Annotated in this window: 26 protein-coding genes; 13 read left to right on the top strand and 13 right to left on the bottom strand. The window is 54.8% G+C overall.

All coding sequences use genetic code 11. The features are described from left to right. Positions 1 to 74: 74 nt before the first annotated feature. Positions 75 to 908, bottom strand: a complete 834-nt coding sequence (locus P5706_RS16830) for a MipA/OmpV family protein (protein WP_070413656.1) — start codon at positions 906 to 908, stop codon at positions 75 to 77. After that, the gene (locus P5706_RS16825) at positions 905 to 2,413 is read right to left on the bottom strand and encodes an efflux transporter outer membrane subunit (RefSeq protein ID WP_197432295.1); all 1,509 of its coding nucleotides are present in this window, start codon (positions 2,411 to 2,413) and stop codon (positions 905 to 907) included. The genes P5706_RS16830 and P5706_RS16825 overlap by 4 nt, the downstream gene beginning before the upstream one ends. Positions 2,414 to 2,497: 84 nt before the next feature. On the opposite strand from P5706_RS16825, the gene P5706_RS16820 reads away from it, so the two are divergent. The 10 genes from P5706_RS16820 to P5706_RS16775 all read left to right on the top strand — a co-directional run bounded on the left by P5706_RS16820 (position 2,498) and on the right by P5706_RS16775 (position 10,670). Then, positions 2,498 to 3,199, top strand: coding sequence for a response regulator (locus tag P5706_RS16820; protein ID WP_054895811.1), 702 nt, complete (start codon positions 2,498 to 2,500; stop codon positions 3,197 to 3,199). 56 nt (positions 3,200 to 3,255) lie between these two features. Further along, the gene (locus P5706_RS16815; protein ID WP_078466821.1) at positions 3,256 to 4,377 is read left to right on the top strand and encodes a sensor histidine kinase; all 1,122 of its coding nucleotides are present in this window, start codon (positions 3,256 to 3,258) and stop codon (positions 4,375 to 4,377) included. 448 nt (positions 4,378 to 4,825) lie between these two features. Beyond that, positions 4,826 to 5,431 carry a paraquat-inducible protein A gene (locus tag P5706_RS16810; RefSeq protein ID WP_070413550.1) on the top strand — a complete coding sequence of 202 codons (606 nt, stop codon included), beginning with the start codon at positions 4,826 to 4,828 and terminating at the stop codon, positions 5,429 to 5,431. Then, the gene (locus P5706_RS16805; RefSeq protein ID WP_054895808.1) at positions 5,428 to 6,048 is read left to right on the top strand and encodes a paraquat-inducible protein A; all 621 of its coding nucleotides are present in this window, start codon (positions 5,428 to 5,430) and stop codon (positions 6,046 to 6,048) included. The genes P5706_RS16810 and P5706_RS16805 overlap by 4 nt, the downstream gene beginning before the upstream one ends. Continuing rightward, the gene (locus P5706_RS16800) at positions 6,041 to 7,732 is read left to right on the top strand and encodes a PqiB family protein (protein ID WP_070413650.1); all 1,692 of its coding nucleotides are present in this window, start codon (positions 6,041 to 6,043) and stop codon (positions 7,730 to 7,732) included. Before P5706_RS16805 ends, P5706_RS16800 begins: the two co-directional genes overlap by 8 nt. After that, positions 7,729 to 8,364, top strand: coding sequence for a PqiC family protein (locus P5706_RS16795; RefSeq protein WP_070413551.1), 636 nt, complete (start codon positions 7,729 to 7,731; stop codon positions 8,362 to 8,364). Before P5706_RS16800 ends, P5706_RS16795 begins: the two co-directional genes overlap by 4 nt. 26 nt (positions 8,365 to 8,390) lie before the next feature. Next, positions 8,391 to 8,738, top strand: a complete 348-nt coding sequence (locus tag P5706_RS16790; protein ID WP_070413552.1) for a DMT family transporter — start codon at positions 8,391 to 8,393, stop codon at positions 8,736 to 8,738. Next, positions 8,735 to 9,064: a DMT family transporter gene (locus tag P5706_RS16785; RefSeq protein ID WP_054895806.1), complete on the top strand. Its 330-nt coding sequence runs from the start codon at positions 8,735 to 8,737 to the stop codon at positions 9,062 to 9,064. The genes P5706_RS16790 and P5706_RS16785 overlap by 4 nt, the downstream gene beginning before the upstream one ends. A gap of 151 nt (positions 9,065 to 9,215) precedes the next feature. Further along, positions 9,216 to 9,728 carry an acyloxyacyl hydrolase gene (locus P5706_RS16780; RefSeq protein WP_078466820.1) on the top strand — a complete coding sequence of 171 codons (513 nt, stop codon included), beginning with the start codon at positions 9,216 to 9,218 and terminating at the stop codon, positions 9,726 to 9,728. A 174-nt stretch (positions 9,729 to 9,902) separates the two neighbouring features. Then, complete coding sequence (locus P5706_RS16775; RefSeq protein ID WP_070413553.1) at positions 9,903 to 10,670, top strand: DUF3313 family protein; 768 nt, start codon at positions 9,903 to 9,905, stop codon at positions 10,668 to 10,670. Positions 10,671 to 10,885: 215 nt separating this feature from the next. Here P5706_RS16775 and P5706_RS16770 read toward each other — a convergent pair whose 3' ends face one another. Then, a complete protein-coding gene (locus P5706_RS16770; protein WP_054895804.1) occupies positions 10,886 to 11,599 on the bottom strand; it encodes a FadR/GntR family transcriptional regulator in 714 nt (237 codons plus the stop codon). 629 nt (positions 11,600 to 12,228) lie between these two features. Here P5706_RS16770 and P5706_RS16765 point away from each other — a divergent pair. Next, the gene (locus P5706_RS16765; protein ID WP_054895803.1) at positions 12,229 to 13,203 is read left to right on the top strand and encodes a cyclase family protein; all 975 of its coding nucleotides are present in this window, start codon (positions 12,229 to 12,231) and stop codon (positions 13,201 to 13,203) included. A gap of 371 nt (positions 13,204 to 13,574) precedes the next feature. Beyond that, positions 13,575 to 14,351, top strand: a complete 777-nt coding sequence (locus P5706_RS16760) for an acyl-CoA thioesterase (protein WP_078468119.1) — start codon at positions 13,575 to 13,577, stop codon at positions 14,349 to 14,351. Here the strand turns inward: P5706_RS16760 and P5706_RS16755 are convergent. The 10 genes from P5706_RS16755 to P5706_RS16710 form a co-directional block, all read right to left on the bottom strand. Then, positions 14,348 to 15,136 carry an IclR family transcriptional regulator gene (locus P5706_RS16755; RefSeq protein WP_078468118.1) on the bottom strand — a complete coding sequence of 263 codons (789 nt, stop codon included), beginning with the start codon at positions 15,134 to 15,136 and terminating at the stop codon, positions 14,348 to 14,350. The two genes, P5706_RS16760 and P5706_RS16755, sit on opposite strands and share 4 nt — an antisense overlap. A 110-nt stretch (positions 15,137 to 15,246) precedes the next feature. Next, positions 15,247 to 15,852 carry a sarcosine oxidase subunit gamma gene (locus tag P5706_RS16750; protein WP_070413555.1) on the bottom strand — a complete coding sequence of 202 codons (606 nt, stop codon included), beginning with the start codon at positions 15,850 to 15,852 and terminating at the stop codon, positions 15,247 to 15,249. A gap of 1 nt (position 15,853) precedes the next feature. Next, positions 15,854 to 18,751 (bottom strand): 2Fe-2S iron-sulfur cluster-binding protein, encoded by a 2,898-nt coding sequence (locus P5706_RS16745; protein ID WP_070413556.1) that lies wholly within the window; start codon positions 18,749 to 18,751, stop codon positions 15,854 to 15,856. Then, the gene (locus tag P5706_RS16740) at positions 18,748 to 19,050 is read right to left on the bottom strand and encodes a sarcosine oxidase subunit delta (RefSeq protein WP_070413557.1); all 303 of its coding nucleotides are present in this window, start codon (positions 19,048 to 19,050) and stop codon (positions 18,748 to 18,750) included. The genes P5706_RS16745 and P5706_RS16740 overlap by 4 nt, the downstream gene beginning before the upstream one ends. Positions 19,051 to 19,074: 24 nt before the next feature. Further along, positions 19,075 to 20,316 carry an FAD-dependent oxidoreductase gene (locus tag P5706_RS16735; protein WP_070413558.1) on the bottom strand — a complete coding sequence of 414 codons (1,242 nt, stop codon included), beginning with the start codon at positions 20,314 to 20,316 and terminating at the stop codon, positions 19,075 to 19,077. Further along, positions 20,298 to 21,218: a bifunctional methylenetetrahydrofolate dehydrogenase/methenyltetrahydrofolate cyclohydrolase FolD gene (folD, locus tag P5706_RS16730; protein ID WP_070413559.1), complete on the bottom strand. Its 921-nt coding sequence runs from the start codon at positions 21,216 to 21,218 to the stop codon at positions 20,298 to 20,300. Before folD ends, P5706_RS16735 begins: the two co-directional genes overlap by 19 nt. Beyond that, positions 21,215 to 22,081 (bottom strand): formyltetrahydrofolate deformylase, encoded by an 867-nt coding sequence (gene purU / locus P5706_RS16725; RefSeq protein WP_070413560.1) that lies wholly within the window; start codon positions 22,079 to 22,081, stop codon positions 21,215 to 21,217. The genes folD and purU overlap by 4 nt, the downstream gene beginning before the upstream one ends. A gap of 248 nt (positions 22,082 to 22,329) precedes the next feature. Continuing rightward, entirely contained in the window at positions 22,330 to 23,136 is an 807-nt protein-coding gene (locus P5706_RS16720) for an HNH endonuclease family protein (RefSeq protein ID WP_070413561.1), read from the bottom strand. Next, positions 23,133 to 24,437, bottom strand: coding sequence for an AAA family ATPase (locus P5706_RS16715; RefSeq protein ID WP_070413562.1), 1,305 nt, complete (start codon positions 24,435 to 24,437; stop codon positions 23,133 to 23,135). The genes P5706_RS16720 and P5706_RS16715 overlap by 4 nt, the downstream gene beginning before the upstream one ends. A 107-nt stretch (positions 24,438 to 24,544) precedes the next feature. After that, positions 24,545 to 25,150, bottom strand: a complete 606-nt coding sequence (locus P5706_RS16710) for a helix-turn-helix domain-containing protein (RefSeq protein WP_054895793.1) — start codon at positions 25,148 to 25,150, stop codon at positions 24,545 to 24,547. 275 nt (positions 25,151 to 25,425) lie between these two features. Here P5706_RS16710 and glnT point away from each other — a divergent pair, with 275 nt between their 5' ends. Then, the gene (gene glnT, locus P5706_RS16705) at positions 25,426 to 26,760 is read left to right on the top strand and encodes a type III glutamate--ammonia ligase (protein ID WP_078468117.1); all 1,335 of its coding nucleotides are present in this window, start codon (positions 25,426 to 25,428) and stop codon (positions 26,758 to 26,760) included. The last annotated feature ends 62 nt before the right edge of the window (positions 26,761 to 26,822 follow it).

The following is a 26,822-nucleotide window of genomic DNA, read 5'->3' as shown; positions in this document are numbered from 1 at the left end:
GAGGCGCGCGAGGGGCATGGATCACGACATGTATTCCCGATGTTTGATAGTTGAGCGACCGCCGTCTAGCAGGGTCAGAACGTATAACTGATGGAGGTAACGGCGCTCAGCGCGCCTTTGCGTTCGATCAGAGGGCTGTCCTCAACTTTTCCGCCCAATTCCGATGCGGTTACCAGCACATACGTTGACCAGTTTTCGTCAAATTTATGAGTCCAGTTCGCGTTCAGAGCGTACTGATTCAGGCCGCCTCCAGGAGTAAATGCGGTAAACCTCGATTGCTGAGATTGCTGACCAGTTACGCCGAAATAGGCCTGGTTGTAGCGATGATCGGCAGCTCGGACGTCAAGCCCAAGCACAATGATGTCTCTTGACTGGTTCAACACCGTCGCTTCGAGTCCGGCGCGATAGCGCGTGCCCCTTTCTCCGCCATCCAGCGCAAATTCGGCTTCGCCATTGACCGAGAGCCACGGCGTCAATTGCTGACTTAGATACAGAATACTAGTTGCTGTGCTGTCGACCTCGCCCATGCCTGAGAGTCGGTTAGCCCCAGGTCTAAAGTCGTTATTGCGATCATCCCTGCCAGCGTCGTAGAAAAAGGACTGACTGATGTAGAAGCCTGAAGGCGACTGCCATTGCAAGCCTAGCCCTCGATAGGTATCAACAAAAAAAATGCCGCGGCTTAGCGAGAGAACCGGAACCGGTACACTCCGGTAATCCTTTGAGCCCATGTAGCGGGGCCCACCAGCAACACCGACACCGACGCTGGCTTGAGTATCGCCACCAAAGATGCTGTCGGTGATTGAAGCTGTTTCAGCCTGCGCCTGAAGAGCCAGGGGCAAGGACATCACCGAACCGTAGAACACTTGGGCAACAGAGCGTCGTAATGCGTATGCAGAAAGTTTTTTCATGATTTTTTTCCTAACGTTGCTGGAGCGTTCATGCTTACGCCATAGAAGGCGTGGAAAAGGGCGATACGATTGAGGGCTAAGTCCCGTTGCGCGAAAATACCGTCGATGCGGGTTTGGTGGAGCCGCAGGCGTGCCGACAACAGCCGCGGTTGGTCCTCCCATCCTGCGTCGAAGCGCGCAGTCGCTCGCCGAACACGTTCATCCTCTGTGATCCCCAGTCCACGCTCGCTGCGCACTCGTTCAATCAGCGCGTTGCGGGCTGTGAGCACATCGGATACTTCTCGGAACGCTGATTGCACGGTTCTTTCGTAGTCGGCCACAGCCGCCTGTTTACGTAGCTGTGCCAGATCGAGATTGGCGCTGTTACGGCCATGATTGAAAATGGGCAGCGTGATTTGAGGAATGAAGGTCCAAACGCGGCCACCTGCATCGAATAGGTTTCCCAAACCATCGCTGGCAGTACCCAATGAGGTACTCAACGTAACTGATGGAAAGAACGCGGCTCTGGCCGCACCGATGTCAGCATTTGAGGCCCGTAGTTGCTCCTCCGCCTGAAGGATGTCGGGACGTTCCAGCAGCACCTCAGAGGGCAACGAATTCAGCCAGTCGAGCGACTCATTTGGGTTGGCCAATTCCTCGACCTTTCCCGCGGGGGAGGCGCCAGCGTAGCCAGTCAGCAACTGCAGCGCATGTCGTGCGGCGGCCGCGTCGGTTTGAGCCTGCTGCATTCTTGCGTGTGAGTGTTCGGTGTCGCTGCGTTGCAGGTTCACTTCATCTTCAGATAACGTCCCAACGTCTCGTTGGCGTTCGGCGAGATTGAGCAGGGTCAGCGTATCGAGATATGCGTTTTGCAGTTGTTGCGCTTGAGCCGCAGCTGCGCGATCAATAACATAGGCACGTAGAACTTCTGAAATCAGAGCACCGCGAAACGCGTGTTGTCCTTGAGCACTGGCCATATACCGATGCCTGGATGCGTCGGAAAGACTGCGAACCCGGCCGAAGAAATCCAGCTCGAAATCCGATGTGCCGATGGTCGCAGCGCTCAATTTCTGCCCGTAGCGAGCGTCGAGGCTGGGATCATTGAATTTCTGCCGGAAGCGTTGGACTGAGGCATTCACGCTGGGTAACTGCTGTGCACGATCAATTCGATTTAGCGCGCGTGCTTGTTCGACCTGGAGCGTCGCGACTTTAAAGTCACGATTGTTAGCCAAAGCACGTTCGACGAGCGGGACAAGATCATCGCTTGTCGAAAACGCCGTAAGAAAAAGGCGTTCCTGGCTAGAGAGCGGTTCCGATCTTCCTTCCGGAACCTTGGAGGTGGGAACCGTCGAGCTGTCAAACCGTGCTGGAATCGGTGCTTCAGGTCGCTGGTACGTTGGTGCCAGTGAACAAGCAGATAGACTGATGACTACAGGGAGCAGCACCCCGAATACCAGTGTCCCACTGCGTCGGAAGAAACCGGTCTGATTCTCTGTTGGTAAGAAAGTAGCCATCAACTCAACCATTCGCTGTTATCTTGGAGTGAGATGGTGGCAGCAGACTTTCAAGAATCGTTGCGGAAATTATCAAGGTTTTATTAAGAGGCTCGCATGGTAGGTAAAAGAATACTGGTGGTTGAGGACGACGCCTTGAGTGCAAGTACGCTTGAGGCCTACCTTCGCCGAGACGGTTTTGAAGTAGCTATTGCTGAAGACGGTCTTCGGGGTGTTGAAATGCACGCACGCTGGAAACCGGATCTGGTGTTGCTGGATGTCATGTTGCCCAAGTTGAGCGGCACAGAAGTTCTTTCCGCTATTCGCCGTTTGGGTGACACGCCGGTCATTATGGTGACCGCAATCGGTGATGAGCCTGATAAGTTAGGCGCACTTCGCTATGGGGCGGATGACTACATAGTCAAGCCTTACAATCCGAAAGAAGTTGTCGCCAGAGTGGTCGCTGTACTACGCCGAACAGATTCCAGTCGTCTTATATCAAAAGATCAGCTACGCGATGGTGCGCTGTTGGTGGATCTTCAAACATTTACCGCGCATGTTGAAGGTCTGGAACAGGGCAGTGTTGTGTTGGACCTTACGCCTACGGAATTTAATATATTGGCGACGTTGCTGAGAGCTCCCTTCAAAGCATTTACCCGTGGTGAACTGTTGGAGGCGTGCTTACCAGAGAGCGGAGCTTTAGATCGAGTCATCGACGCGCATATCCATAATCTTCGTCGTAAGCTGGAGGCCAATGGTATCGCCAATGTTTTGGTTACCGTACGCGCCGTCGGCTACCGGTTCCGGGGGACGCAGTGAAATTACCATTTTCGCGTAAACATCGCTCTACACTCTGGTATTGGGTCTGCTTGCGGATGAGTGCACTCGCGCTTGGTGTCATCCTCAGTATTGCCTTTGGTATGTGGCTGCGATTTGCAATTTGGGATTACAACACGACCCAGCAAATTCCTGCGTCGGTGAGACCGGAACTCGAAGAGCTTCGCGCAGATCCGCATCATAATGAGGCTCGCTTATGGGAGCTATTCCAGCGTTATTACGATGTACGTGACTTCCTCCCCGGTATCGCGAGCCGTGATTGGCTGTGGCTAGCCTCATTTGTCATGATTTCAATTCCCGTTGTTATTTTGGGCGGATTACTGGCCTCTCGCCCGCTATCTCGGCAGTTTTCGGATGTGGCCCGTGCCGCTCGAAAGGTGGCGCAGGGCGATTTTTCGGTGCGTGCGCTGAGCGTCCCTGGCGCCCCCGCTGAAATCATAAAGCTGGCGAAAGACTTCAATAGAATGACTGCCAAGCTCGAGCAATATGAGCGTGAGATTCGGGTATCCAGTGCTGTACTTGCCCATGAGTTAAGAACACCCCTTAATGCGGCGGCTGGGCGTGTGCAAGGGATGTTGGATGAGGTCTTCCCCAGTGATCCGCAACAGTTGATGCTGGTCAAGGGCCAACTTGATCAGTTGAATCGGCTGGTGGGTGACCTGCATCTATTATCTTTGGCCCGGGCGGGCCAGTTAGCGATGGAGAAAAGTCTGTTTTCGGTGAACGCATTGGTGTCGGAGCGACTTGAGTGGGCCGCACCTCAGCTTGCTGTGGCTAATGTTGTCATCCAGATCGAGGTTGGGCCTGAGTTAATGTTGCTGGCTGACAGAGATCGGCTTGGCCAGGTCCTTTCCATTTTGATCGATAATTTGATCTGCTACGCCGCACCGGGTAAGTCCGTAGAAATAAAGGCCAGTCAATGTGAAAGTGCGCTTCACCTGATTGTTGCCGATCGTGGACCTGGGGTGGAGGATGACCAGTTGACGCGTATATTCGACCGTTTTTGGCGAGCGGAAAGTTCTCGCGCCCGTCCTTTGGGAGGGACTGGGTTGGGCTTGTCAATTGCTTCCGCTATTTGCGACGCTCACGGCGGTTCTATCAGCGCATACAACCGTGAAGGGGGTGGGCTAGCCATTCGTATGTCAATTCCCTATGGCTGATTCAGGAGGTTGAGCATGTGGTTGACTCACTGCTCGGATCAGCGATTAATCAAGCAACAGTAGTGTGCCAATTGCAAGCTTGAGACTGCTTAACCCTCCTGCTCAGTGAGTTGAGGCTTTGACGGGTGTAAGCGCGACGTCTCGGATGCGTCCCGACAGCGTTGAAGGCGGGTAGCAGGATTCTCGGTCCTTGGCCCGCCAAACGTACTCGAAGCGGCGAAATCAGGATCCGATTAACGTCTGTGTAACATCTTGATCAAATCTTGATATTTTCCAAACCGTTTATTGAAAAACAGGGTGTAGCCTTGTTCCGAGTGCTTATTGGTGTGCCGGCGTGGTTTATGTTGGTGTGCACTTATTATTCAAGTCAGTGAGCATGTCTAAGTCCGCTTTCTGCGTTTGCGTATTAGTCGAATTGACTGCCGGAACAACGTTTAGGAACACTCTTATGCATCAGTGTGATGACTGGATTATCTGTGAGCACTGCGATTCAGTCTTCGAATCCTTGCCGCTGAAGCCAGGTCAGACATCCATTTGCACGCGTTGCGATGGTGTGCTCCAGCAAGGTTCAGCGCTGACGATTGAACAGTTGTTTGCAATCTCGATAGCCAGCGCGCTTTTGTTCGTATTTGCTAATGTTTTTCCCGTAATCGATATAAGTTTTCAGGGTGCGGGGAATCAAGCAACATTGTGGTCATCCGTATGGGCACTTGCACGAGGAGATATTACGCCAATTGCCTTCGTAGCAGGTGTATGCATCATACTAGCCCCAGGGCTGCAAATTGGTCTCTTGTGCTGGTTGCTTGGATTTGCCTACCAGGGTAGGCGTGCACCGGGGTTTATGGGGTGTATGCGGCTTTTAGTGAAGTTGAAGCCCTGGAGCATGCTGGAAGTATGTCTACTCGGTATTTTGGTCGCCATCATTAAACTAAGTGGGCTGTTAGATGTGCGCCCAGGTATGGGGCTGGTTGCATTAGTATTACTCTGCGTTGTCAGCATCATTGTCACCAGCAAAAGTATGCAGCGGCTATGGGATGAGGCAAAGGACGTATGACGATTCAACGTCCGCCAATTGCTTCAGAGTTGCAACTGGTTCTCTGTCACACCTGTAAGAAGGCAAGTTCCAGTGATGCAGTAATTTGTTCGCGCTGTGGCGCGACATTGCATAGACGCAAACCCAATAGCCTTGTTAGAACCTGGTCGCTTCTTCTGACGGGCTTGCTATTTTATCTCCCCGCCAATTTATTGCCGGTGATGCGCACCGATATTGTCGGTAATGGCCGCGAGAGTACGATCATGAGTGGTGTGCTCGAACTTTGGAAGGGCGGGGCATGGGACATCGCGGCGCTCATTTTTATAGCCAGTGTTGTAGTGCCCTGTATGAAGTTTCTGATTATGTTCCTGTTACTGATGAGCACCCAGCGACGTAGCCAATGGCGCACCTTGGAGCGCGCTCGTCTCTATCGCGTCGTAGAGCGCATTGGCTACTGGTCGATGCTTGACGTGCTGGTCGTCGCTGTGCTTGCCGCACTGGTGCAGTTTGAATTGCTGAGCAATATCGAGCCACGAATCGGGATTGTTTTTTTCGGCCTTGTCGTGGTCTTCACCATGCTGGCCTCTATGAGTTTCGATCCCCGTCTTATGTGGGATGCTGAGGTTGAAGATGTCTGATCAGTTTAATGTCAAAACTCAACGAAAGCCTGAAGCGCCGGGTGTAAAGGATCGAAGTAAGGGGGTCTCGTTGGTTTGGTTACTACCCATAGTGGCGGCATTAATTGGCTTATCAATGGCGGCTCACAGCATCCTGTCAAAGGGGCCTGAAATAAAAGTCACCTTTCTCAGTGCTGAAGGCTTGGTCGCTGGAAAAACACAGGTCAAATACAAAAACGTTGTCATCGGGCAAGTATCCGACATTACCTTGAGCGATGATCGCGACCACGCGGTGGCGACTGTCCAGTTAGAGCACGCCGCCAAGGCCTTTACAGCTCAGGATTCACGCTTTTGGGTGGTTCGCCCTCGAATCGGTGCGCAAGGTATTTCAGGCGTGGATACGCTTTTTTCGGGCGCCTTCATCGGAGCTGACCCTGGTGAGTCCCCTGAAACCAGAATCGTTTTTAAGGGTTTGGAAAGTCCACCGCCAATTACCTATGGGCAGAAAGGCAAGCGCTACACATTGAGTGCAGATGACCTTGGCTCACTGGACGTTGGTTCGCCTGTCTATTACCGTCGCATCGAAGTTGGGCAGGTCGTTTCATATCAGTTGTCTGCCGACGGTAAGGGCGTAGAAATCGAGATTTTCGTGAATGCTCCCAATGATGACTTTATCACCACAGGCACTCGTTTCTGGAACGCCAGCGGTGTGGACGTCACCTTTGGAGCGGATGGGCTGAAGGTTGATACTCAGTCAGTCGCCTCGATTGTGTCGGGCGGCATTGCGTTTATGGAACCGCCCTATGGGAATGATGCGAAGGCAGCAGACGAACGCGGCGCGTTTCCACTCTTTAAAGATCAGGCAACAGCTTTGGCACCGCCTGATGGTGAGCCGTTCTTCATTCGTATGCATTTTGATCAGTCAATGCGCGGCTTGGCGATAAATGCGCCTGTGGAGTTTCTAGGGGTAAATATCGGCAAGGTGGTGTCAACCGATTTGGACTTCAACCGTTCGACTAATAACTTTGCAGTCGTGGTCGGTGCGGTCATTTATCCCCAGCGCTTGGGCCAGGCCTATGAGCAAATACTGACGGCCTATGATGCTGGTCATGATGAAGACGGTAAGAAATCAGCCCAGTTGATATCGATCTTTGTCAAAGAGGGGCTGCGCGCTCAGGTCAAAACGGCAAATTTGCTGACGGGCCAGCTTTATGTCTCTTTTGATTTCGTCCCTCATGCTCAATCGGTACCTTTTAACCTTGCGGCCAGACCTATGGAAATGCCTACGATCCCCGGGAGTTTAGACAAGTTGCAGGATCAGGTGCAGCGTATCGTGGAAAAATTGAGCAAAATTCCAGTCGAACGCATTGCGGATAACCTCAATGCCAACTTGGTCGAGATGCGTAAGACCTTGCAGCAAGTTAACGGGCAAGTCCTGCCGCAAATGCGGGATGCTTTGGGGCAGACTCAAAAGACACTGTCGGTAGTCAATGAAAGTTTTGCTGAAGACTCTCCACAGCGCCAGCAATTTGGCCAAGTTATGGATGAGGTTCAGCGCTCCGCTCGATCAGTGCGGGTACTCAGTGATCTCTTGAGCCGACACCCCGAAGCGCTGATTCGCGGCCGAGTAAAGGAAGGTCAACCCGATGGCTTTCGTCCGAGCACGTCTGCCTCATCAGCTCAACCGGCGGAGTCTGCCAAGTGAACATACGTTTCTGTTGGTCCGTGGCGTTTCTGGCACTGGCTGCTTGCAGTTCTGCGCCCACGCGCTATTACACCTTGGTTCCTGCTACAGATTCCGTCAACGCCAACGCCGCCGTGCCATTTCAATATTCACTTACGACGGTCAATGTTCCCGTTCAGGTTGATCAGCCTCAGATCGTTGTTCGTCAAGGCGAAAGCAGTATGCAGATACTTGAAACTGAGCGCTGGGCCGCGCCCTTGGCAGATGAAGTGAGAGCGGCGTTGAGGCATGAGTTAAGGCTACAAATGGGCCGCGTCGACGGAGCAGGGCTTGCACGCGAGCCTGGCTTGCCCCATGTTTCTCTCCAGGTTGACGTACGTCGTTTTGAGTCGGTTCCAGGTCGGTACTCATTGATTGAGGCTGCTTGGAGCCTAAGACGCACCGGGACTGATGGTGCTCATCGAAGCCTGACCTGCAGCTCAGTGATGCGTCAGGACGCCGGTACTGGAATAGAGGCCTTAGTGCTGGCTCACCAACGAATAGTTAAAGAACTCGGCAGTCGTATCGTGGGTTCGGCGACACATTGGATGGCGGACTCGAATGCTGGTTGTCAAACCAATGCCTCTCTAGCAGCTCTGGCTGGGGCAAACTAATACTTAGGGAGTTAAGAGGTAACCTGATGAAAAAGTGGATTTGGCTTTTTGCAGCCATAGGGCTCGAAGTGGTGGCGACGCTCTCACTTCGAGCCGCTATGGATAACCCTCAATGGTTCGTTGTGGTCGTCTGCGGGTACGTGGGCGCCTTCGTATCGCTCTCGATGGTTCTTCGTAAGGGCATGGCTATTGGCGTGGCCTACGGTATTTGGGCTGCTTGTGGCGTTGCGCTTACAGCGGTCATGGCACACGTTATTTTCGATGATTCCCTGAGTTGGATCATGGGCCTGGGGATTGCTTGCATCATTGCCGGCGTGTGGTTGGTCGAAATGGGCGCAGGTGCGGCGCATGGGAAAGTGGAGCAAACACTATGAGTTGGTTCTATTTGATCGGCGCGATTTTGTTTGAAGTCAGCGGAACACTATCCATGCGTGCTTCGGATGGTTTTCGCCGCAAAATCTGGATTTTGCCCGTTGCGGCATCCTACTTGGTTGCCTTTTCGCTGCTTAGCTTAACCCTCGCTGAGGGGGTGAGTATTGGGGTGGCCTACGGTGTCTGGTCTGCAAGCGGCGTCGCACTGACGGCAATTGTTGCAAAGCTACTTTTCAAGGATCCACTGACCAAATTAATGGGGTTAGGGATTATCTTCATCGTCGGCGGAGTGTTGTTAATCGAACTAGGGGCGCAGCACGCCAGCTGAATGACCTGAACAGGCTGTTAGTTCTAATAATGGAGAGTGTCATGGCGCGGCATTGCTCTCCTAAGACCGATTTATAGAGTCATCCCTATTTTCTAATAGGTGGGGCTGATATAGCACTCACTCATAATGCTGGCTACGAGCAGGTATTCATATGAAAAAAATCATCTTGGGTGCGCTTGCACTCTTACCTCTATCTTTTGGTGCTCAAGCGATTGAGTTGTCTTCGGCTATTGGATCGACCAGTCAGGGTGGCTTAACTGCTCGCGCAGGCGTGGGAGTAAATTGGGATCAGTCTTGGCTGCAAAGTTCGACAGGTAAACTGACAGGGTATTGGGATTACGGTTATACCTACTGGGAATCAGGTAAAAAAGCCGGGGCACGACACTCGCTCTCTTTTGCTCCCGTTTTTGTTTATGAGTTCGGCTCTTCCAATATTAAGCCTTTTATAGAATTGGGAGTGGGGGTTTCGGTTTTTTCCGGCAGTAGTGCAGGCGACAGAGAGTTTGGATCTGCTTTCAATTTTGAAGATCGTTTAGGTGTAGGTTTGAAGATTGGCGACACGCAACGCGTGGGTGCTCGAGTGATTCATTACTCAAACGCAGGCATTAAAGAGCCGAATGATGGGATCGAATCATTTTCACTCTTTTATAGCCACGCTCTTTAGCAATAGGCCAAGGGCCAGTGGGTGTTGAGCTTACTTGTTGATGGCAGGGACGCACCTTGAGCTAATCTAGAGCTATCTTACCGGTCGCTTAATTTTGCTATTTTGTTAGATGACTTATGCATATTCAGTCGTTCAGAAAGTGCTCAAGCATAAATATGCTTAGCTTCATGATGAATGACGGTCACTGACGTCCAATTAATGATATTTGGCCCTGGCCTGGGCATTCCCATGCCTGAGAGGGACGTGAGAATTATGCTGGAATCTGGAAAGAAGCCTTTTAATAGAGTGTTTTGCGGGGTGTCATGCCCTCCTTCGAAGGCAAAGTGTCAGGTGCGGTTTGGCTTCGCGTTAGCGCTTGTGGTTGGCAGCATAAGCGGGTGTGCATCGCATACCCCAGTGAGGTCTGATCAGGCACAGTCTTATCAGGGGCTAGTGCCGAGCGGAGAAAATGTCATGTCGATCCCTCCCCAACCTGGCGACTTTGGTCGATATAGGTTTGCGATAATTGACCCGGTTCTGATCTCTCCAGCCGGGTCAGAAGAAATTTCCCCTGAGGTAGGTGCAGAAGTTCTCGGCGTGTTACAGGACAAGTTCCATAATGAAATGCAGAAACAATTCTACCTGTCAGGCGGGGAGGGGGTGGCTGATCCCATCCTTCGTGTCAAAGTACGCATTACGCGTATCACGGAAGCCTCTCCAGTGCTGAACACGCTTACCTCCCTCGCGATTGGTCCATTACTCAACGGCGCTTTGGCTGTTGAGTTGGAGGCGGTTGATGGGGTGACTGGGCAACAGAAGGCGATGCTACTGTGGGCAGACTCGGGTGGCATAAAAGAGTTTTTCGGCAATTACAGTCGAAGTTCACACGCGCTGACACTTGCTGCTAGATTTTCCGTCGAAGCAACGCAGTTTTTGTCTCCGTTTGGCAGACCCTTGCAATAAACGCATTGCCCTCTATTGGCGGCATGGGAGCGAACGGCGCAGCGGGGGAGCGGCTGTATGATGGTGGTAGTATTGATCAACTGTTGACGCCGCCCAGTAGGCGTTCGTTCCACTCCAGCCTCTATATCTGTGATCAATTATAAGCACTGGTCGTCGTTCTCCGCACAGGTGTTAAGTCACCCGATAGAGGATGGATCGAACAGAAGGCGTGAGTGTCAGTCTTCGATGTACATGTTCATTCGTTTGCCTGCATTACGCAGATGCCGCTCTGCCGCTTCGCCCGCCTTCACCGAGTCTCTAGCTTGGATCGCCAAAAAAATTGCTTGGTGTTCGTTTTGTACGTCCTGGACCAGCTCATGGTAGTTTTTGGCAGTATTGCTTCGTGCTTCGCGTATAAGACGACGGACACTATGATCCAGATACTCATTCAGCGCTTTGAAGTGGGGGTTATGTGCCGCTGCAAAGATTGCCTGGTGAAACGCATAGTCCTCCTCATCACCTAGCCGATCGTTGACAATAGCATATTCCATGCCAATCAGAGCTTGGCGAATCCTTTTGAGGTCCTCAGCGGTGTGACGCGTTGCCGCCAGACGAGTGGCAGCTACTTCGATGGTGATCAAAAACTCCAAGATGTGCAGGAGCGAGTTTTCTTCGCCCAACGAGACCTCGCTCAGCCTAAAAGCGTGCCGCTCTCCGCGCTTGGCGACAAAGGCACCTTTGCCCTGTTGCGTTGTGATCAGGTCTTCAAATTTGAGTTGCGACAGCGCTTCACGCACCACAGCTCGGCTAACGGAGAACTGTTCGCACAGTTTTCGTTCGCTCGGCAGCTGATCACCTGTGGCCAATCGACCTGAATTTATTTCCCCCGTGAGCCAATGAACGATTTCCAGCGGAAGCGGCTGTGGCGTTTGAGAGGTCGCACTTTTCATCTGTCCATCCTGTTTTTGAGCATGCGCAACAGTAATGCCGAATAGTGGCGGATTTTAGGGTGGTCTTACAAGTCCAATGCTGCATGACAAGGCCGCCTTTTCTTCGTGCAATATGCCTGGTAGGTTGCGTTCAAAGAGCTTGCTGCGACTTTTTGTAGTTGACAAGCTTGCTGGGTGTAGCTAGCTTTTCTATCTGGTAAGACATGTATCAATGATGTATGACCAGAAAGAATAAAAATATGAGGTTGCACATGGTTCTCATCCATAGCCACGCAAAAAAAGCCCCTGAAAAGCATTGGCCTTGCACCTCAGATGCCTCTCAGATGCCGCTTCATATTGATCTCAGGTTTTTCCTGCGCGCGTTCATCCCTCCCGATCCAAAGGTCAAGTGACGTGATAGGAGTGTCATTCACCGACCCACTTTTGCGCGCTCAGAAAAAAGTTCTTATTAACAGACTTTTTGGGAAATTTTCTATGGGTTGAGTGCGGTAGAACCCCACCCGCTCAGAGGCTCTCATCGGCTGCACGTTTGTCGTCATATTCGATGGAGCGTAGAAAACCAGCCATTTGTTGGCTGAACACAAGATCCATCAACGCCTCGTAGGCTATAAAAATAAAAGGTGTCCGTTATGTGTGAAAGTACTGACGTAAGTAACGTGCCAGGTGTCGCGGCACTGTTTGAAAAACTGCCAAAAAACTGGGGTCGTTGGGGGGACGATGATGAGGTGGGCGCGCTCAACTTCCTAAATCCATATGAAGTATTACGGGGCGCTGCGGCCATCAGACAGGGTAAGACGTTTACCCTGCAGGTTCCCATGGGGTCTCCCCATGGAGACCCTGTGTGGCCGGGCCGTACCGGAGCAAAACGAATGAACGTTATGGATCGAGGGATGTACGTTGCCGGGAAGGCGGACGCGCTTGCCGGAGGGCTTCAATACGCCGATGACATGATGGTTATGTATCTGCAAGGTTCCAGTCAGTACGATGCCCTCGGGCACACGTGGTATGGCGATCAGATTTATAACGGATTTGATGCTATGACGACTGTAGGAGGACTTAGCAAGGCTAGCGTCCTCCCATTAGCGGAGCGGGGTATTGTTGGCCGTGGCATTTTGATCGATATGGCCAGATTCCGCGGCAAGGAATATTTGGACCGAGGTGAAACATTCAACCATGTTGATCTCGTCGCTGCCGCGAAGGCTCAGGGGGTCGAGATCCAGAAGCATGATATTTTGCTTATCAGGACTGGGTGGATTGGTAAGTTTTATAAAGTTTCAGCGGAAGAGTTCTATGACAATTTTCTAGAGCCTGGTCTCACCTTCAGCCCAGAGCTGGTGCATTGGTTTCATGAAATGGAAATTCCTAACCTTGTAACCGACACAATCGCCAACGAAGTTACTGTTGATCCGGTGAGCGGCGTCCAGTTACCTCTGCATAATGCACTTATGCGAAATTTAGGAGTGACATTCAGCGAGATCATCGCGCTGGATGCACTCGCTGAAGACTGCGTACGTGATGGTCAATGGACTTTTCTTTATACAGCAGCACCACTAAAGGTTGTAGGCGGTAGCGGGGCTCCGGTCAACCCTATCGTGATTAAGTGAGGGCGAGGAAGTTCGTATAAGGTAATTGTATAGATAGTCTGGCGCTGGCCTGAATGGGGTCAGCGCCGACCACAAAAATATGAGCTAACGTTTATTCTAGTGCTTGACAGTTTTTGTGCTTTTCTGGAGTCCGATCGCCATAATGGCCAGCTTCCGCCGCCGTGGCTTAAACTCCGACAATAGACCTAACATACCGCTATAAGTACCGCCTGTCGCCCAGCTGTACTCCTGCTCGTTCGCGTAATCAACCGGTCACACAGCCACAGCAATCTCTCAGAGTGCTAATAGGCTTGATGATTTCGGTTCGATAGTCTTTGTAAAGTTTGAAGTTCAATCCTTCTAATTCCCAATACATCTGATCGGGGAACGCAATGAGTTCGTTAACCCATATTTTCCAGCAGTTTAAAGCAACTGAACCGTTTTCCCCACCATCAGACTGGCTTCAAGGACGAACCGTTTATGGTGGCTTGTCCGCCGCGCTTTCGTTGCATACAGCGATGCTAGAGGCTCCAGAGGAACTGCCCCCCCTGATGTCTGCCCATGTGTCATTTTTGGGTCCTTGCTCTGCATCTCAGACGTTCAGCGCGACGCACTTGTATGAGGGGAAGTCGCTGATCTCAATGGTGGCAGACACTGTGTCTGAAGATAGGCATATTCTACATATGGTCATGCAGTTTGCTCGCCCCCGGGTGAGTAAGATTATCCACGATTTTACGCGAATGCCTGATGTAGGTGGTCCGCATATCTTCCCAACTTTAGTGTTAGACCATAATGCTCCTCCTTGCGCTCAAAACTTTGAATTTCGTCCGGCAGGCGGTGCGTTACCGTTTTCAGGTGCAGCGATACCAGAGTTAATCGTCTGGGCTAGACATGTTGACGCCGAAGGCATCGACTCCACTGTTGCGCTGATTGCACTCGCTGATTGCGTGCCACCGGGTGTCAGTGCTTGTTTTGATGCGCCCGCGTTATTTAGCACTGTTTCTTGGACATTCGATTTACCAAATCCTTCGACTGTAGGTGGCTGGTTTTTGATACGTACATTTAGCCGAAAAGCCGGTAATGGTTACTCTTTGCAGAGCTTAGATGTGTGGGATGAGAGTGGAGTGCAGGTATTAACGGGACGCCAAACAGTCGCTATTTTCATCTAACCAAATGGATGGGAATAACCCAGTTCATTACTGATGCTTATACTACTTGCCAGTAGTAAAGCTCGAAATTGCTCTTTAACGTCCTCAGAGTCCATCACCGCATCTGGGCCGGAGAGATTGATCGCGGCCACGACGTGTCCGTTATGATCTCTGATCGGCGCGGCAATTGCGGTTGAGTAATCGGATCGGTGCAATACCCAGCCCCTGTCTCGGTCTTCGCTAATCAAATTTTGTAGCTCAAGCAACGTACGCGGTGCGGGTGCTGGATAATCGTCCAGCCGGACAAGCTGATATAACTGCCCTAGCTCTATTTCACTCAATGAGGTGAGGAGCATGCGGCCCATAGCCGTGCAGTGACAGGCGATGCGGGTACCTACTGGAATATTCACGGAAAGCCTTTGCGCGGCAAACGCGCGATACAGGTACAGGCTATCGGTCTGCTCGCGAATGCTCAGGTGGCAGGACAACGAGGTGCGATCACGCAGTTCGTTGAGGTGCCGCATCGCCACTTCGACGATGTCTCGACTTGCCAGGTAACTGAAGCCGTCGCTGATGACCCGCGCGCCGAGTTCGTACTGGGTGTTGTGCTTGTTCAGATAACCCATGTTGGTTAACGTGAACAGAATGCGGTAAACCGCCGAGTTGCTAACGCCCAGTCGCTCGGCGATTTCTTGGAGGCTCAGGCTGCGTGTGTGGGCGTTGAACATACCCAGTACGCTGAGACCGCGGGCGAGGGCGGGGACGCTGTAGTCGGCTTCCTTGTCAGGCACTTCAGCTATGTTCATGGATACTCCTTGATAACGACCTTTGTACTGTCTGTGGTCCCATGGTTTGCAGGCGGTGACATCATTGAAATCGCCACTGCCGGTAAAATGATTTGCTGCAAGGTTAGAGCTCACTGAAGTGTTTCTATCTCCAGCTCCTGCCCATCGAATTCGGCCATGGCATCCAGCACCGCGTCCTTGAAATATTTAATAGACGCACGGTCGAAGAGGATCTGGAATGTCGGTTGTCCTTTCGATCCCAGATTGATTACGATCACGTTGATGCGCGCCGCAGAGGTCTGCGCAACTGCGCCCGGCGGGAAGGCGGCAGGGCGCAGGTCGACGCCGCAGAGCTTGGCCATGACCTCAGCGATGCACACGCCGCTCAAGTGCAGCCAGGCGTGGCTGTCCTCCCGGGGCAGCAGATAGTTGGCGCTGTGATCCAGCTCCCAGCGCGCTTCCTCATCGGCGACGCGTTCGCCACGGTCCTGAAGACTGCCGAGGATCAGGTATTCAGTCTGTGACAGACGTGCCACATGGCTGCCATCGGCCTGAGTGACCGCCCGGTTCGGCGCATCCGGCAGGCTGAAGCCACGGGCCTGCAAGTAATCGGCGCTCTGCTGACCGCGAAAACCAACCCTCGGCATCTCGGTCAGATCGACGAGCACACATTGCTGTAGAGCGCCGAGCTGAAGCGGAGCGGGTTCGATGTAGCTTTCTGTGTTGAGGCTCGACATGTCAGAGCTCCTGGCGCTGGTTTTCAGGATCGAAGAAAGGCAGTTTTACCACGGTGGCCTGGACGATCACGCCGTCCTCGACACGAATCGGAATCTGCTGCCCTGGCTGGCTTTGATCGAACGCGGCGTAGGCCAGACCGATGATCTTGTCCAGGGATTGCGAGTACTCGCAGGACGTCACGTTGCCGCTGATGTCCGGACCGCTGAGCACCAGATGGCCTTCCAGCGGTTGCGGGCTGGCCTTGGGCAGCGTGAAACCCACCAGTTTGCGTTTCTGCGGCTGGGCTTCGAGGATATCCACCGAGCGGCGGCCGACGAAGAACGGCTTGGTACGGCTCACCGCCCAACCCATGTCGATCTCGCCCGGATGGGTCATGCCGTCGGTGTCCTGACTGATGATCACGTGGCCTTTCTCCAGACGCAGCAGACGCTGGGTTTCGACGCCGAACGGGCGGATATCGAAGGCCTTGCCGGCTTCCATCAATGCGTCCCACAGCTTCAATGCGTGACGAGCGGGAACGTGGATTTCATAGCCCAGTTCGCCGACGAAACCGACCCGCAGCAAGCGCGCCTTGATCCCCGCCACGGTGCCCTGACGCACACCCAGATAAGGAAAACCTTCAGCCGACAGATCCAGATCCTGGCAGACCTTTTCCAGCACTTTGCGTGAATCCGGTCCTGCCACGTTGACCGCCGAAATCGCCGCCGTGACGTTAGCGATGTCCACATTCAGGCGCCACTGTGCGTTCCACTTGAGCATTTGCTGATAAATGCGATCAACGCCGCTGGTGGTGGCGGTGACGTAAAAATGGTGCTCGCCGAAGCGTGCGCACACGCCATCGTCAATGACCACGCCGTGCTCGTTGGTCATCAGCGCATAACGGGAGCGACCGATCGGCTGCTTGAGGAAGGCGAAGGTGTACATGCGGTTGAGCAATTCGGCGGCGTCCGGGCCGCGCACGTCCAGACCGCCCAGGGTCGATACGTCGATGATGCCGACCTTGTTGCGCACGTGCAGCGCTTCGGCCTGCATGCAGGCCTCACGCTCGGTGGTCTTGCCGTAATAAGCCGGACGCTGCCAGATGCCGGCGGGCATCATTTTCGCGCCAGCCTCCACATGCCGTTTGTGCATTGGCGTCTGCCGGTACGGGTCAAACGCACGCCCTGCGACGTGGGCCAGTTTCTCGGCCTCAAAGGGCGGACGAGCTGTGGTGACGCCAATTTCGCTGATGCTGCGCTGGGTCGAGGCAGCAACCAGTCGCGCTGTCGGCAATGCCGAATGACGCCCTTGGGATGGGCCCATTCCTACAGTGGAGTAGCGCTTGACCAGCTGCACGTCGCGATAGCCGATTTTGGTGGCGTTGATGATGTCGCGCACTTGCAGGTCTTCATCGAAGTCGACGAAATCCTTGCCTTTGGGGTGCGGAAAGATCGGCCACGGGAAGTTGACCTGCGCTTCAGGGCGCATCGCCAGAGGCTTGGCGGCCAGTTCCAGATCAAGCGCCATGACGATATCGGCAGCGGCATGAATAGCGTCGGCCAGCACATTGTCCAGCGCGTGATAACCATGGGCCGACCCCGCAACGCTGAGGTTTTTCGGCAGGCCGCTGAGGGTGAATTCCGCCAGTTGGTCGTCGTAGGCCAACTTGCCGCCCGCCTGACACAGCAACTGATAGACCGGCATATAGCCGCCGGACATGCACAGCAGATCGCAATCGAGAACCAACCCGCTGCCGGCGACCTGACCTTGCCCGGTGATCGTGCGGATGTCGGCGCCGCTGACGTGACGCATGCCTTTTTCGTGCCGCGCCTCAAATACCGTGCTGCCGAGATGGCAGGTGATGCCGCGCTTTTCCAGCGCCAGCAGCAGGGCGCGGTCGGCGGGGTTGCTGCGCATGTCCACCAGCGCAGCCATTTCAACGCCCTGATCGTGCAGGTCCAGCGCGGCCAGATAACCGTCATCGTTGCCCGTCAGCACCACAGCGCGCTTGCCCGGCTTGACTGCGTAGAGCTTCATCAGGCGTTGCGCGGCACTGGTCAGCATCACGCCGGGCAAATCGTTGTTACGGAAAATCACCGGCTGGTCGAACGAGCCACTGGCGATCAGGCATTGCGCGGCGCGCACTTTGTACATGCGCATGCCCTGAATCACCGGCAGGTAGTTGTCAGTGAACCAGGCGTTGCAGGTGGCTTTTTTCAGCACGCGAATGTTGGCGTGGCCTTCGACGGCGCTGACCAATTCAGTGCGCACGGTCTCGGAGCGAGTGCCTTCGAGATCGAAGCGGGCGTAAGTCAGCGAGCCGCCGAGGACCGGCTGTTGCTCGATCAGCAGCACTTTGGCGCCAGCGTTGGCGGCAGTCAGTGCGGCCTGAAGACCGGCAGGGCCTGCGCCGATCACGGCCAGATCAGCGAACAGATAGGCTTTGTCGTAATACTCGGGCTGGAATTTCAGATCGAGCACACCCAGGCCGGCCTTCTTGCGAATGATCGGCTCCCAGAGTTTCCACGCGCCCTTGGGCTTGTATAACGAGCGGTAATAAAAGCCCACCGGCATGAACTTGGAGAACTTGCCGAGGTAAGCGTCCTTGTCGTTGTCCAGCGAGCCGTTGAAGTTCTGCCCGGTGACCTGAACGCCGCTTTCCAGCAAGTGACTGTCGGCCAGCACGTTGGGCTCGCTGGGCAGCTGCACCAACGTGTTGGCGTCTTGCCCGGCCATGGTCAGGGGGCCGCGTGGGCGGTGGTATTTGAACGAGCGAGACAGCAGAAAGCGGCCGTTGGCAAGCAGGGCGCTGGCGATGCTGTCGCCGGCAAAGCCCTGATACGGCTTGCCATCGAAAGTGAAATCCAGCGGCTGATTGCGGTCGATCAACAGACCCATGGGGGCGGGAAGGCGGCTCATCGGGCGGTCTCCTTGGCAGCGGCGATGAACTCGACGCGCTGGCTGAACAGCTCTTTGGGATCGAGGGTGCGCAGGATTTCGTCGCTGCCGGTGTGGCGCTCGGCCAGGAACCAATAGCTGGACGGATTGTGCATCCACCATTCGCGAACCACACCCAGAACGTCTTCGCAGTTGAACACGTAATCGGCCCACTCGGCGTCGCTGCAGGTCTGAGGATCGGGCATCTGCTTGAACTCTCCGCCGTAGGTGAATTCGCTGATATTGCGCGGCCCGTTGAGCGGGCAAGTCATGACTTTCATCTCTCTCTCCTTACTCAATGGCGGTCAGTGACTGGCCGCTGTCGCGCCCATTTCGTTGACTTGCTGGAAGGTCGAAAACCGCTCCAGACCGAACGGTCTAATCAGTTCCGGCACCTTGCCGCCGCTGGCGACCAGCTCAGCCATGGTCTTGCCGCAAATCGGCGTGGCCTTGAAACCCCACGTGCCCCAGCCAGCGTCCAGGTAGTAATTCTTCACCGGCGACAGGCCCATGATCGGGCTGTAATCCGGGGTCATGTCGGTGATCCCGGCCCACTGGCGCATCAGCTTGGCGTTGGCCAGGAACGGGAACATTTCGATGGCGTGGGCCAGCAGGCTTTCTTTCAGATCGAGTGTCGAGCGGGTGTTGAACAGCGGGTAGGGATCAGACCCGCCCCCAAACACCACTTCGCCCCGGCTGGTCTGCTGCACGTAGCAGTGCAGGGCGGACGAACTCACCAGCGGGTCGAGGAAGGGCTTGAATGGCTGGGTGACCATGGCTTGCAGCGGGAAGGTCTGGATCGGCGAGCGAATCCCGGCCTTCTTCATCAGCTGCGAGCTCATGCCTGCGACCGCCTGAACCGCGCAGCCGCACTTGATGGTGCCGCGATTGGTTTTGACCGCCGTGATGGTGCCGTTTTCGATGACCAGTTCCTGAACTTCAGTGAGCTGATGAATCTCCACGCCACGCTTGGCCGCCTGCTTGGCGTAACCCCAGGCCACGGCATCGTGCCGCGCCGTGGCGCCGTCGATGTGCCACAGGCCGGCAAGTACGGGGATGTACCCCGGATCAAGGTTGAGCGACGGCACCAGTTCGCGAATCTGCTGGCGGTCGATCATCTCGGTGCGACCGCCGAAGTGTTTGTTGACCTCTGCGCGCTGACGGAACGAACGCACAGTGGCGTCGGTGTGGGCCAGGGTCAGCTGGCCCCGGTGCGAATACATGATGTTGAAGTCAAACTCGTTGGAGAGGCCTTCGAACATGCGCACCGATTCGGCGTAGAAACGCACGCCTTCGCTGGTCAGGTAATTGGAGCGGATCACGGCGGTGTTTCGCGCCGTGTTGCCGCCACCCAGATAGCCTTTTTCCAGCACCGCGACGTTGGTGATGCCGTGGTATTTCGACAGGTAGTACGCGGTGGCCAGGCCATGGCCGCCGCCGCCGATGATCACCACGTCGTAAGAGGATTTGAGTTCTTTCGGCGCAGGCAGATCGACCTCGACCGGGTATTCCGAGCTGAGCCCGTATTTCAGGAGATTGAAAGGCATACGGCCTCCGAGGTGCTGCTGTGCAATTGGGACCGCTGCGCGTGGGCCTGCTGAACGGCAGCGGTCACGGTGTTTTTCATCAGGAAGGCGATGGTCATCGGGCCGACGCCACCCGGCACCGGGGTGATCGCCGAAACCTGGGGCAGGGCGCTGTCGAAATCGACGTCACCCACCAGGCGGCTGCGGCCATCTTCTTCAATACGGTTGATGCCGACGTCGATGACCACTGCACCTGGCTTGAGCCAGCTGGCGTCGATCATCCGTGGGCGGCCGACGGCGGCGACGACGATGTCGGCCTGACGGCACAGAGCCTTGGCGTCGACACTGCGTGAATGCACCACGGTCACCGAGCAGTGGGCCTTGAGCAGCAGGGCGGCCATGGGTTTGCCGACGATGTTCGAGCGACCGATGACCACTGCGTGCTTGCCGCTCAGGTCACCGCAGGCGTCTTCGAGCAACTGCATGCAGCCGCTGGGCGTGCAGGGCGTCAGTACATCGCGCCCCTGGCTCAGGCCGCCGACGTTTTCGCTGTGAAAACCGTCGACGTCCTTGCCCGGCGCGATGGCCTGCAGGGCACGGGTTTCTTCGACGTGTGCAGGCAGCGGCAACTGCAGGAGGATGCCGGTGACGCCGTCATCTGCGTTCAGTTCGGCGATCAGCTTGAGCAGCTGCGCCTGAGAGGTGTCGGCGCTCAGGCGGTACTCCAGCGAGCGAATCCCGGCCTCTTCAGCGCGCAGGATCTTGTTGCGCACGTAGACCTGACTGGCCGGGTCCTGACCCACCAGAATCACTGCCAGCGCAGGCTCAATGCCTTCGAGTTTCAGTTTCTGCACGTCGGCTTTGACGTGAGCGAGTACGCGGTCGGCTGCGGCTTTGCCATCGATTATTTTGGAAGTGCTCACCGGAAGATTACCGTTCTGTCCTTGTTGAGGAAAACCCGATGCTCCAGGTGGTATTTCACCGCCTTCGACAGGGCAACAGTTTCGGTGTCACGACCTGTGGCGACGAGATCATCCGGCAGGTAGACGTGATCCACGCGCTGCACTTCCTGCTCGATGATCGGGCCTTCGTCCAGGTCGCTGGTGACGTAATGGGCGGTGGCGCCGATCAGCTTGACGCCACGCTCGTAAGCCTGGTGATAAGGCTTGGCGCCTTTGAAGCCAGGGAGAAACGAGTGGTGAATGTTGATGGCTCGGCCCGACAGTTGCTTGCACAGGTCATCGGAGAGGATTTGCATGTAGCGGGCGAGGACCACCAGATCGGTGCCGGTCTCGTCGACCACTCTCATCAGCGCCGCCTCCTGCTGGGCCTTGGTGTCTTTGGTCACCGGCAGGTAGATGAAACGAATGCCTTCGCGCTCGGCCATGGGGCGCAGGTCGAGGTGGTTGGAAACGATGGCGGTGATGGTCATTTCCATCTCGCCCTTGTGGTAGCGGTAGAGCAGGTCGGTGAGGCAGTGATCAAACTTGCTCACCATCAGCAGCACACGCATGGGCTCGCGGGTGTCGTGCAGTTCCCACTGCATATCGAACGCCTTGGCCACGTCTTCGAAACCGGCCTTGAGCTGGGCGATCTCGCCGGCGTGACCGTCGTTGAAACGGAACACCGCGCGCATGAAGAATTTGCCGCTGAATTCGTCGTCGAACTGCGCCATTTCACCGATGTAGCAGCTGTTGCCCGCCAGGTAAGAGGTGACCGCCGCAACGATGCCGGAGGTCGCCGGACAGCTGATCTTGAGAATGAAATGGTTCTTTTCGTGTTGCATGGCATGTCCTCTGGAAGATGGCGGTAGTTCAGCAAACGGATAACGATCAGCGCGAAAAATTCAGGGGTGAACGGGTATTTTGCAGATGAATAAAAATTCCTATCAGGAATTAAATATTCATGAAGGCTGTTTTATAGGCGAAAGGAGACAACGCGTCCAGAGGTTTCTGGAAACTTTTTTAACTGGTGGGAAAATTTTTAAGGTCGTGGGTCACACGACCAGAGGCAGATTGCCAAGCTAGATCAAAATCACCAGGTCAAAGCTTCTGGCGCTTGAATGAACAACTGGTTGATCTCAGGACGTGCCGCATGCGACCTTTTCATCTCGGCCCATACTGCTGGATTTGCCATTGACCTCAAACCGGCAATCAGTCTGAGCAATTCAGCGTCTTCGGCGCCACCGTTGCGTTTATGGATGTACTCAAAAAGCCGTGCTCGGTATGAGCCGAACGCTACACGTCGGGCCTCAATGAGAACATCACGATTGTTCAGCGCCAAAATCTTGCATGTATAGATGGCCCTTCTCTCCGAAATGGTTCCTGGATCAGCCAACGCGACAAAATTGAACGTGTCGACAATATCCAGCCATAAGAAGTCTTGAGGGTTTTCCAATCGCGGGTTGATCAGCGCGTGTGTTCCGCCCATAGGAGGGGTGACTGGAGCACCCTTAGGTCGATTGACTGGCTGTAGCTCGCCGGTGGCTGTTACGACTGCGTACTGGCTGCCTTTTGGGCTGTTGCACGGCCCGCAGGCATATAGATAGTTCTGCCAGTCAAACACCCGTTCAGGGTAAAGGTCTTTAGGCGCGATATGCTCGACTTCGTCCGCCATCGAATCTTCGCAATAGCAGCAGCGGCGGGTGTTCGTGCACATCCTCGACAGTGCAGCTCGCACTTCTTTGAAAACCATGTTGGTTTTTTTGTTACGTGTGGAAAACTCGGATTTGGCCTTGGCAACTCGCTCCGCATACGAGGCTTGACTGTCGACAACCCTCTGGTAGTCGGCCAAGCCAGAGAGCATTTCCTGCGGAACATCCGTGTAAGGGAGCTGAATCATTCCACCTCCAGTCCCGACCGTTCGGCCACCGATGCCGCAGTGGGCATCGTTGCACGCAACGCGGCTATTCTCATGGACTCGTTTTCGCTCAATTCACCAAATGCTTGCTTGCGATTAAGCTGCGCCAACTCCAGCAACTGGGAGCGCGAGGTTTCGGAGCGGCTCACATCGACTCCAAAAAAGGAAGTGTCGTAAGCCTCAAGAATGTTGCCGAAGATCAAACGATTGAGTGTATCGCCTTGGATTTTCCCACCCGATTCATCAGTGCCTGGTGTCGGTAGGCGCCATACGGAGCCGTGTTCGGCGGCTTGACAGATGATAGGGCTGTGAGTGGTAACGATGAATTGCAGCCTAGGAAACACGCTCAAGAACCAGGGTGCTATACGTTTTTGCCAGGATGGGTGCAGGTGCGCGTCGACCTCATCTATGACTACGATACCTGGTAGGCTTATGGCGCCGGTCTGAATTTCCTGTGCTACAGCCGCCTGGCCGTAACTGATGGTCAATTGGCGAATCAGCTCAAAGGTGAGGCTGAGAATTGAGCGATAGCCATCGCTGAGGAAATCAACACTGACCTCGTTGCCGTTCCCATCGACAAAGATTATTTCCTCAGAACTGATTCTGCTGATTCGTGACCCGTGGGGTAAAAGTTCACCGTTGTTGATGAAGGCAATCAAACTGTCCAGGAACTGCGAGTCATCTCTGCTTTCGAGTTGTTTGATGTGCAGCGATTTAAGCCATTCCAAGCATTCAGTCAACGCGATGTCCTCACCAAAGGCGGTAAGGTGCGGTGCCAGGCGAGGGTTGGTGTAGAACATGCGCTCGTAATCACGATTGCCGCCGGTGAAGCGGCGAAATGGTCCGAAGGATGCGGAAAACCACCCACTGCTTCGGCCCCATAGGGTGCGTTCGAGCCCTTTCGACTTGTGCTTCCCCTCCACTAGAATTGCTCCGGTACTCAGGGCCTCATCGTTGGATTCGATCATGATCTGGCAGACCAGCTTCTTAACCGGGGCACGGCCCTGACCTGTGATCGAGTCAACTTCAGGGTTCCATGTTAGATGAGCAGTCACAATGGCTTGCTCGCTGCCTACACTCAACCAAGTGCTCCAGTCCTGACGCAATGCTCGGGCCTCAGTGGGGCCTGCCAGCGCGAGCGCCAACGATTTAACAAAGCTTGACTTACCAGCGCCGTTATCACCGAGGATAACGTGCCAACCCCAAGGTTTTTCTTCGGGTACTTGGAACACGAAGTTTTTGTGAGAGCGAATGCCGGAAATTTCGAGTTTTGTTAGGTACATGGTGCAATCCGGTTCAAGGCTAGGGGGGCATTTTGCGTCACGCTGAGAGGATGGTCCATCACCAGCCGGTACAAAACTATTCAATATCCCTATGTCGAGGCCCTTACTTACTCTCCCTGTGCGCCGTAATTCATGATCGACAATAAGCGTATTGGCACTTGCACCAGCTCTTCCGGCCCATGGGGGATGTCGCCGTCGAAGGTCAGGCTGTCGCCCGCTTCCATGTGGTACAGCTGATTGCCGTGGCGATACACCAGTTCGCCTTCCAGCAAGTGCAGAAACTCGGTGCCGGGGTGGGAGAAGGTCGGGAATTCTTCGCTGGCGTCGTCCATGGTCACCATGTAGGCCTCGAAACTCTTCTTCGGCCCGCGGGTGTGGTTGAGCAGGTGATAGGTGTGGCCTTTCTCGGTGCCGCGTCGCACCACTTCCAGCCCTTCGTCATGCTTGACCAAAAGGGCGCTGCTGCCTTGCTGGTCGTACTGACTGAACAGCTTGGACATGGGCATGCCGAGCACGTCGCACAGGCGGCTCAGGTTCTCCAGGCTGGTGGAGACCTGGGCGTTCTCGATCTTGCTCAACATGCCCTGGCTGATTCCTGCGATGCGCGCAACATCGGACAGTTTCAACTCCTGCGCTTGCCGCTGGCGCTTGATTTGAATACCCAGATATTGCTCAAGCTTCAACTTCGGTTGTTGTTCTACTGGCGTATTCATCGGCTGCGCACGGTTTCCGTTCAATAATTTTAAATTCGCACCAGGAATGTGCGATTTGATTTCTGGATGCTCTGTCTGCGACAGCATATTCCCCTAGTGAAAACGAGTTTCCCATATATAGAGGGCAAATTCCCCTTCATCAGCCTTTCTTTGTATGCATTGGCAAGTTGGCAAGAGGTTTGCATTCCTGATGAGAAAGATAGTTTCCTGATTGGAATAAAAGCCATCAGTCAACAAAACTCTCATGCGTAGTTTTTCACCAGGAGTGAATGAACATGTTGCCACCCGAAACACAGCGGCTGATCGAGGAGCACGGCATCAAGTACGTGCTGGCCCAGTTTGTCGATATCCATGGTTCGTCCAAGACCAAATCGGTGCCGATCTCGGGCCTGCAAATGGTCGCTGAAGACGGCGCAGGTTTTGCTGGTTTCGCCATTTGTGGCATGGGCATGGAGCCCCACGGGCCGGACTTTATGGCCAAGGGCGATCTGTCGTCACTGACCCCAGTGCCATGGCAGAAGGGATATGGCCGGGTAGTGTGCATCGGTCACGTCGAAGGCAAGCCATGGCCGTACGACAGTCGTTACGTGCTGCAAAAGCAGGTGGAGCGTCTGAGCGACCGTGGCTGGATCCTCAACACCGGCCTTGAACCTGAATTCAGCCTGTTCAAGCGCGACGCCGCGGGTGCCCTGCAACTGGTCGACGCTAGCGATTCGCTGGACAAACCTTGCTACGACTACAAAGGCCTGTCGCGCTCCCGTGAATTCCTCGAACGCCTGACCGAAGCGCTGCAGCCAGTGGGTTTCGACATCTACCAAATCGACCACGAAGACGCCAACGGCCAATTCGAGATCAATTACACCTACAGCGATGCCATGGAGTCGGCGGACCGCTTCACCTTCTTCCGCATGGCCGCCGGTGAAATCGCCAATGACATGGGCATGATCTGCTCGTTCATGCCTAAGCCCGACCCGAAGCGCGCCGGTAATGGCATGCACTTCCACCTGTCCATCGCCAGCGCCACCAACAAGAACCTCTTCCACGACGCCAGCGACCCGAGTGGCATGGGCCTGTCGAAGATGGCCTACCACTTCGCTGCCGGTTTGCTAGCCCATGGCCCGGCGTTGTGTGCGTTCGCCGCGCCGACGGTCAACTCCTACAAACGCCTGGTGGTCGGCAACTCGTTGTCCGGCGCGACTTGGGCACCAGCCTTTATCGCCTTTGGCTCCAACAACCGTTCGGCCATGGTCCGCGTGCCTTACGGCCGCCTCGAATTCCGCCTGCCGGATGCCGGTTGCAATCCGTATCTGGTCAGCGCCGCGATCATCGCCGCCGGCCTGGACGGCATCGATCGTCAGCTGGAAATCGATCAGGTCTGCAACGAGAACCTCTACAAACTGAGCCTCGAAGAAATCGCCGCACGCGGCATCAAGACCCTGCCGCAGTCGCTCAAAGAAGCCTGCGATGCACTGGAAGCCGACCCGCTGTTTGCCGAAGTGATGGGCAACGAAATCGTCGGTGAATTCATCAAGCTCAAGCGCATGGAGTGGGTGGAATACAGCCGGCATGTGAGTGATTGGGAAGTGAAGCGCTACACAGAGTTTTTCTAATCCCCTCGTTTTAACAAACCCGTTTCTGACGCTTGCCAATGGGTTGGGCGTCATCTGCCCAG

It is taken from the genome of Pseudomonas sp. ChxA (genome assembly GCF_030263855.1).
Classification (GTDB): domain Bacteria; phylum Pseudomonadota; class Gammaproteobacteria; order Pseudomonadales; family Pseudomonadaceae; genus Aquipseudomonas; species Aquipseudomonas fluorescens_CB.
Note: the sequence above shows the minus strand (reverse complement) of the source record. Positions and strands in the feature narration are given on the sequence as shown.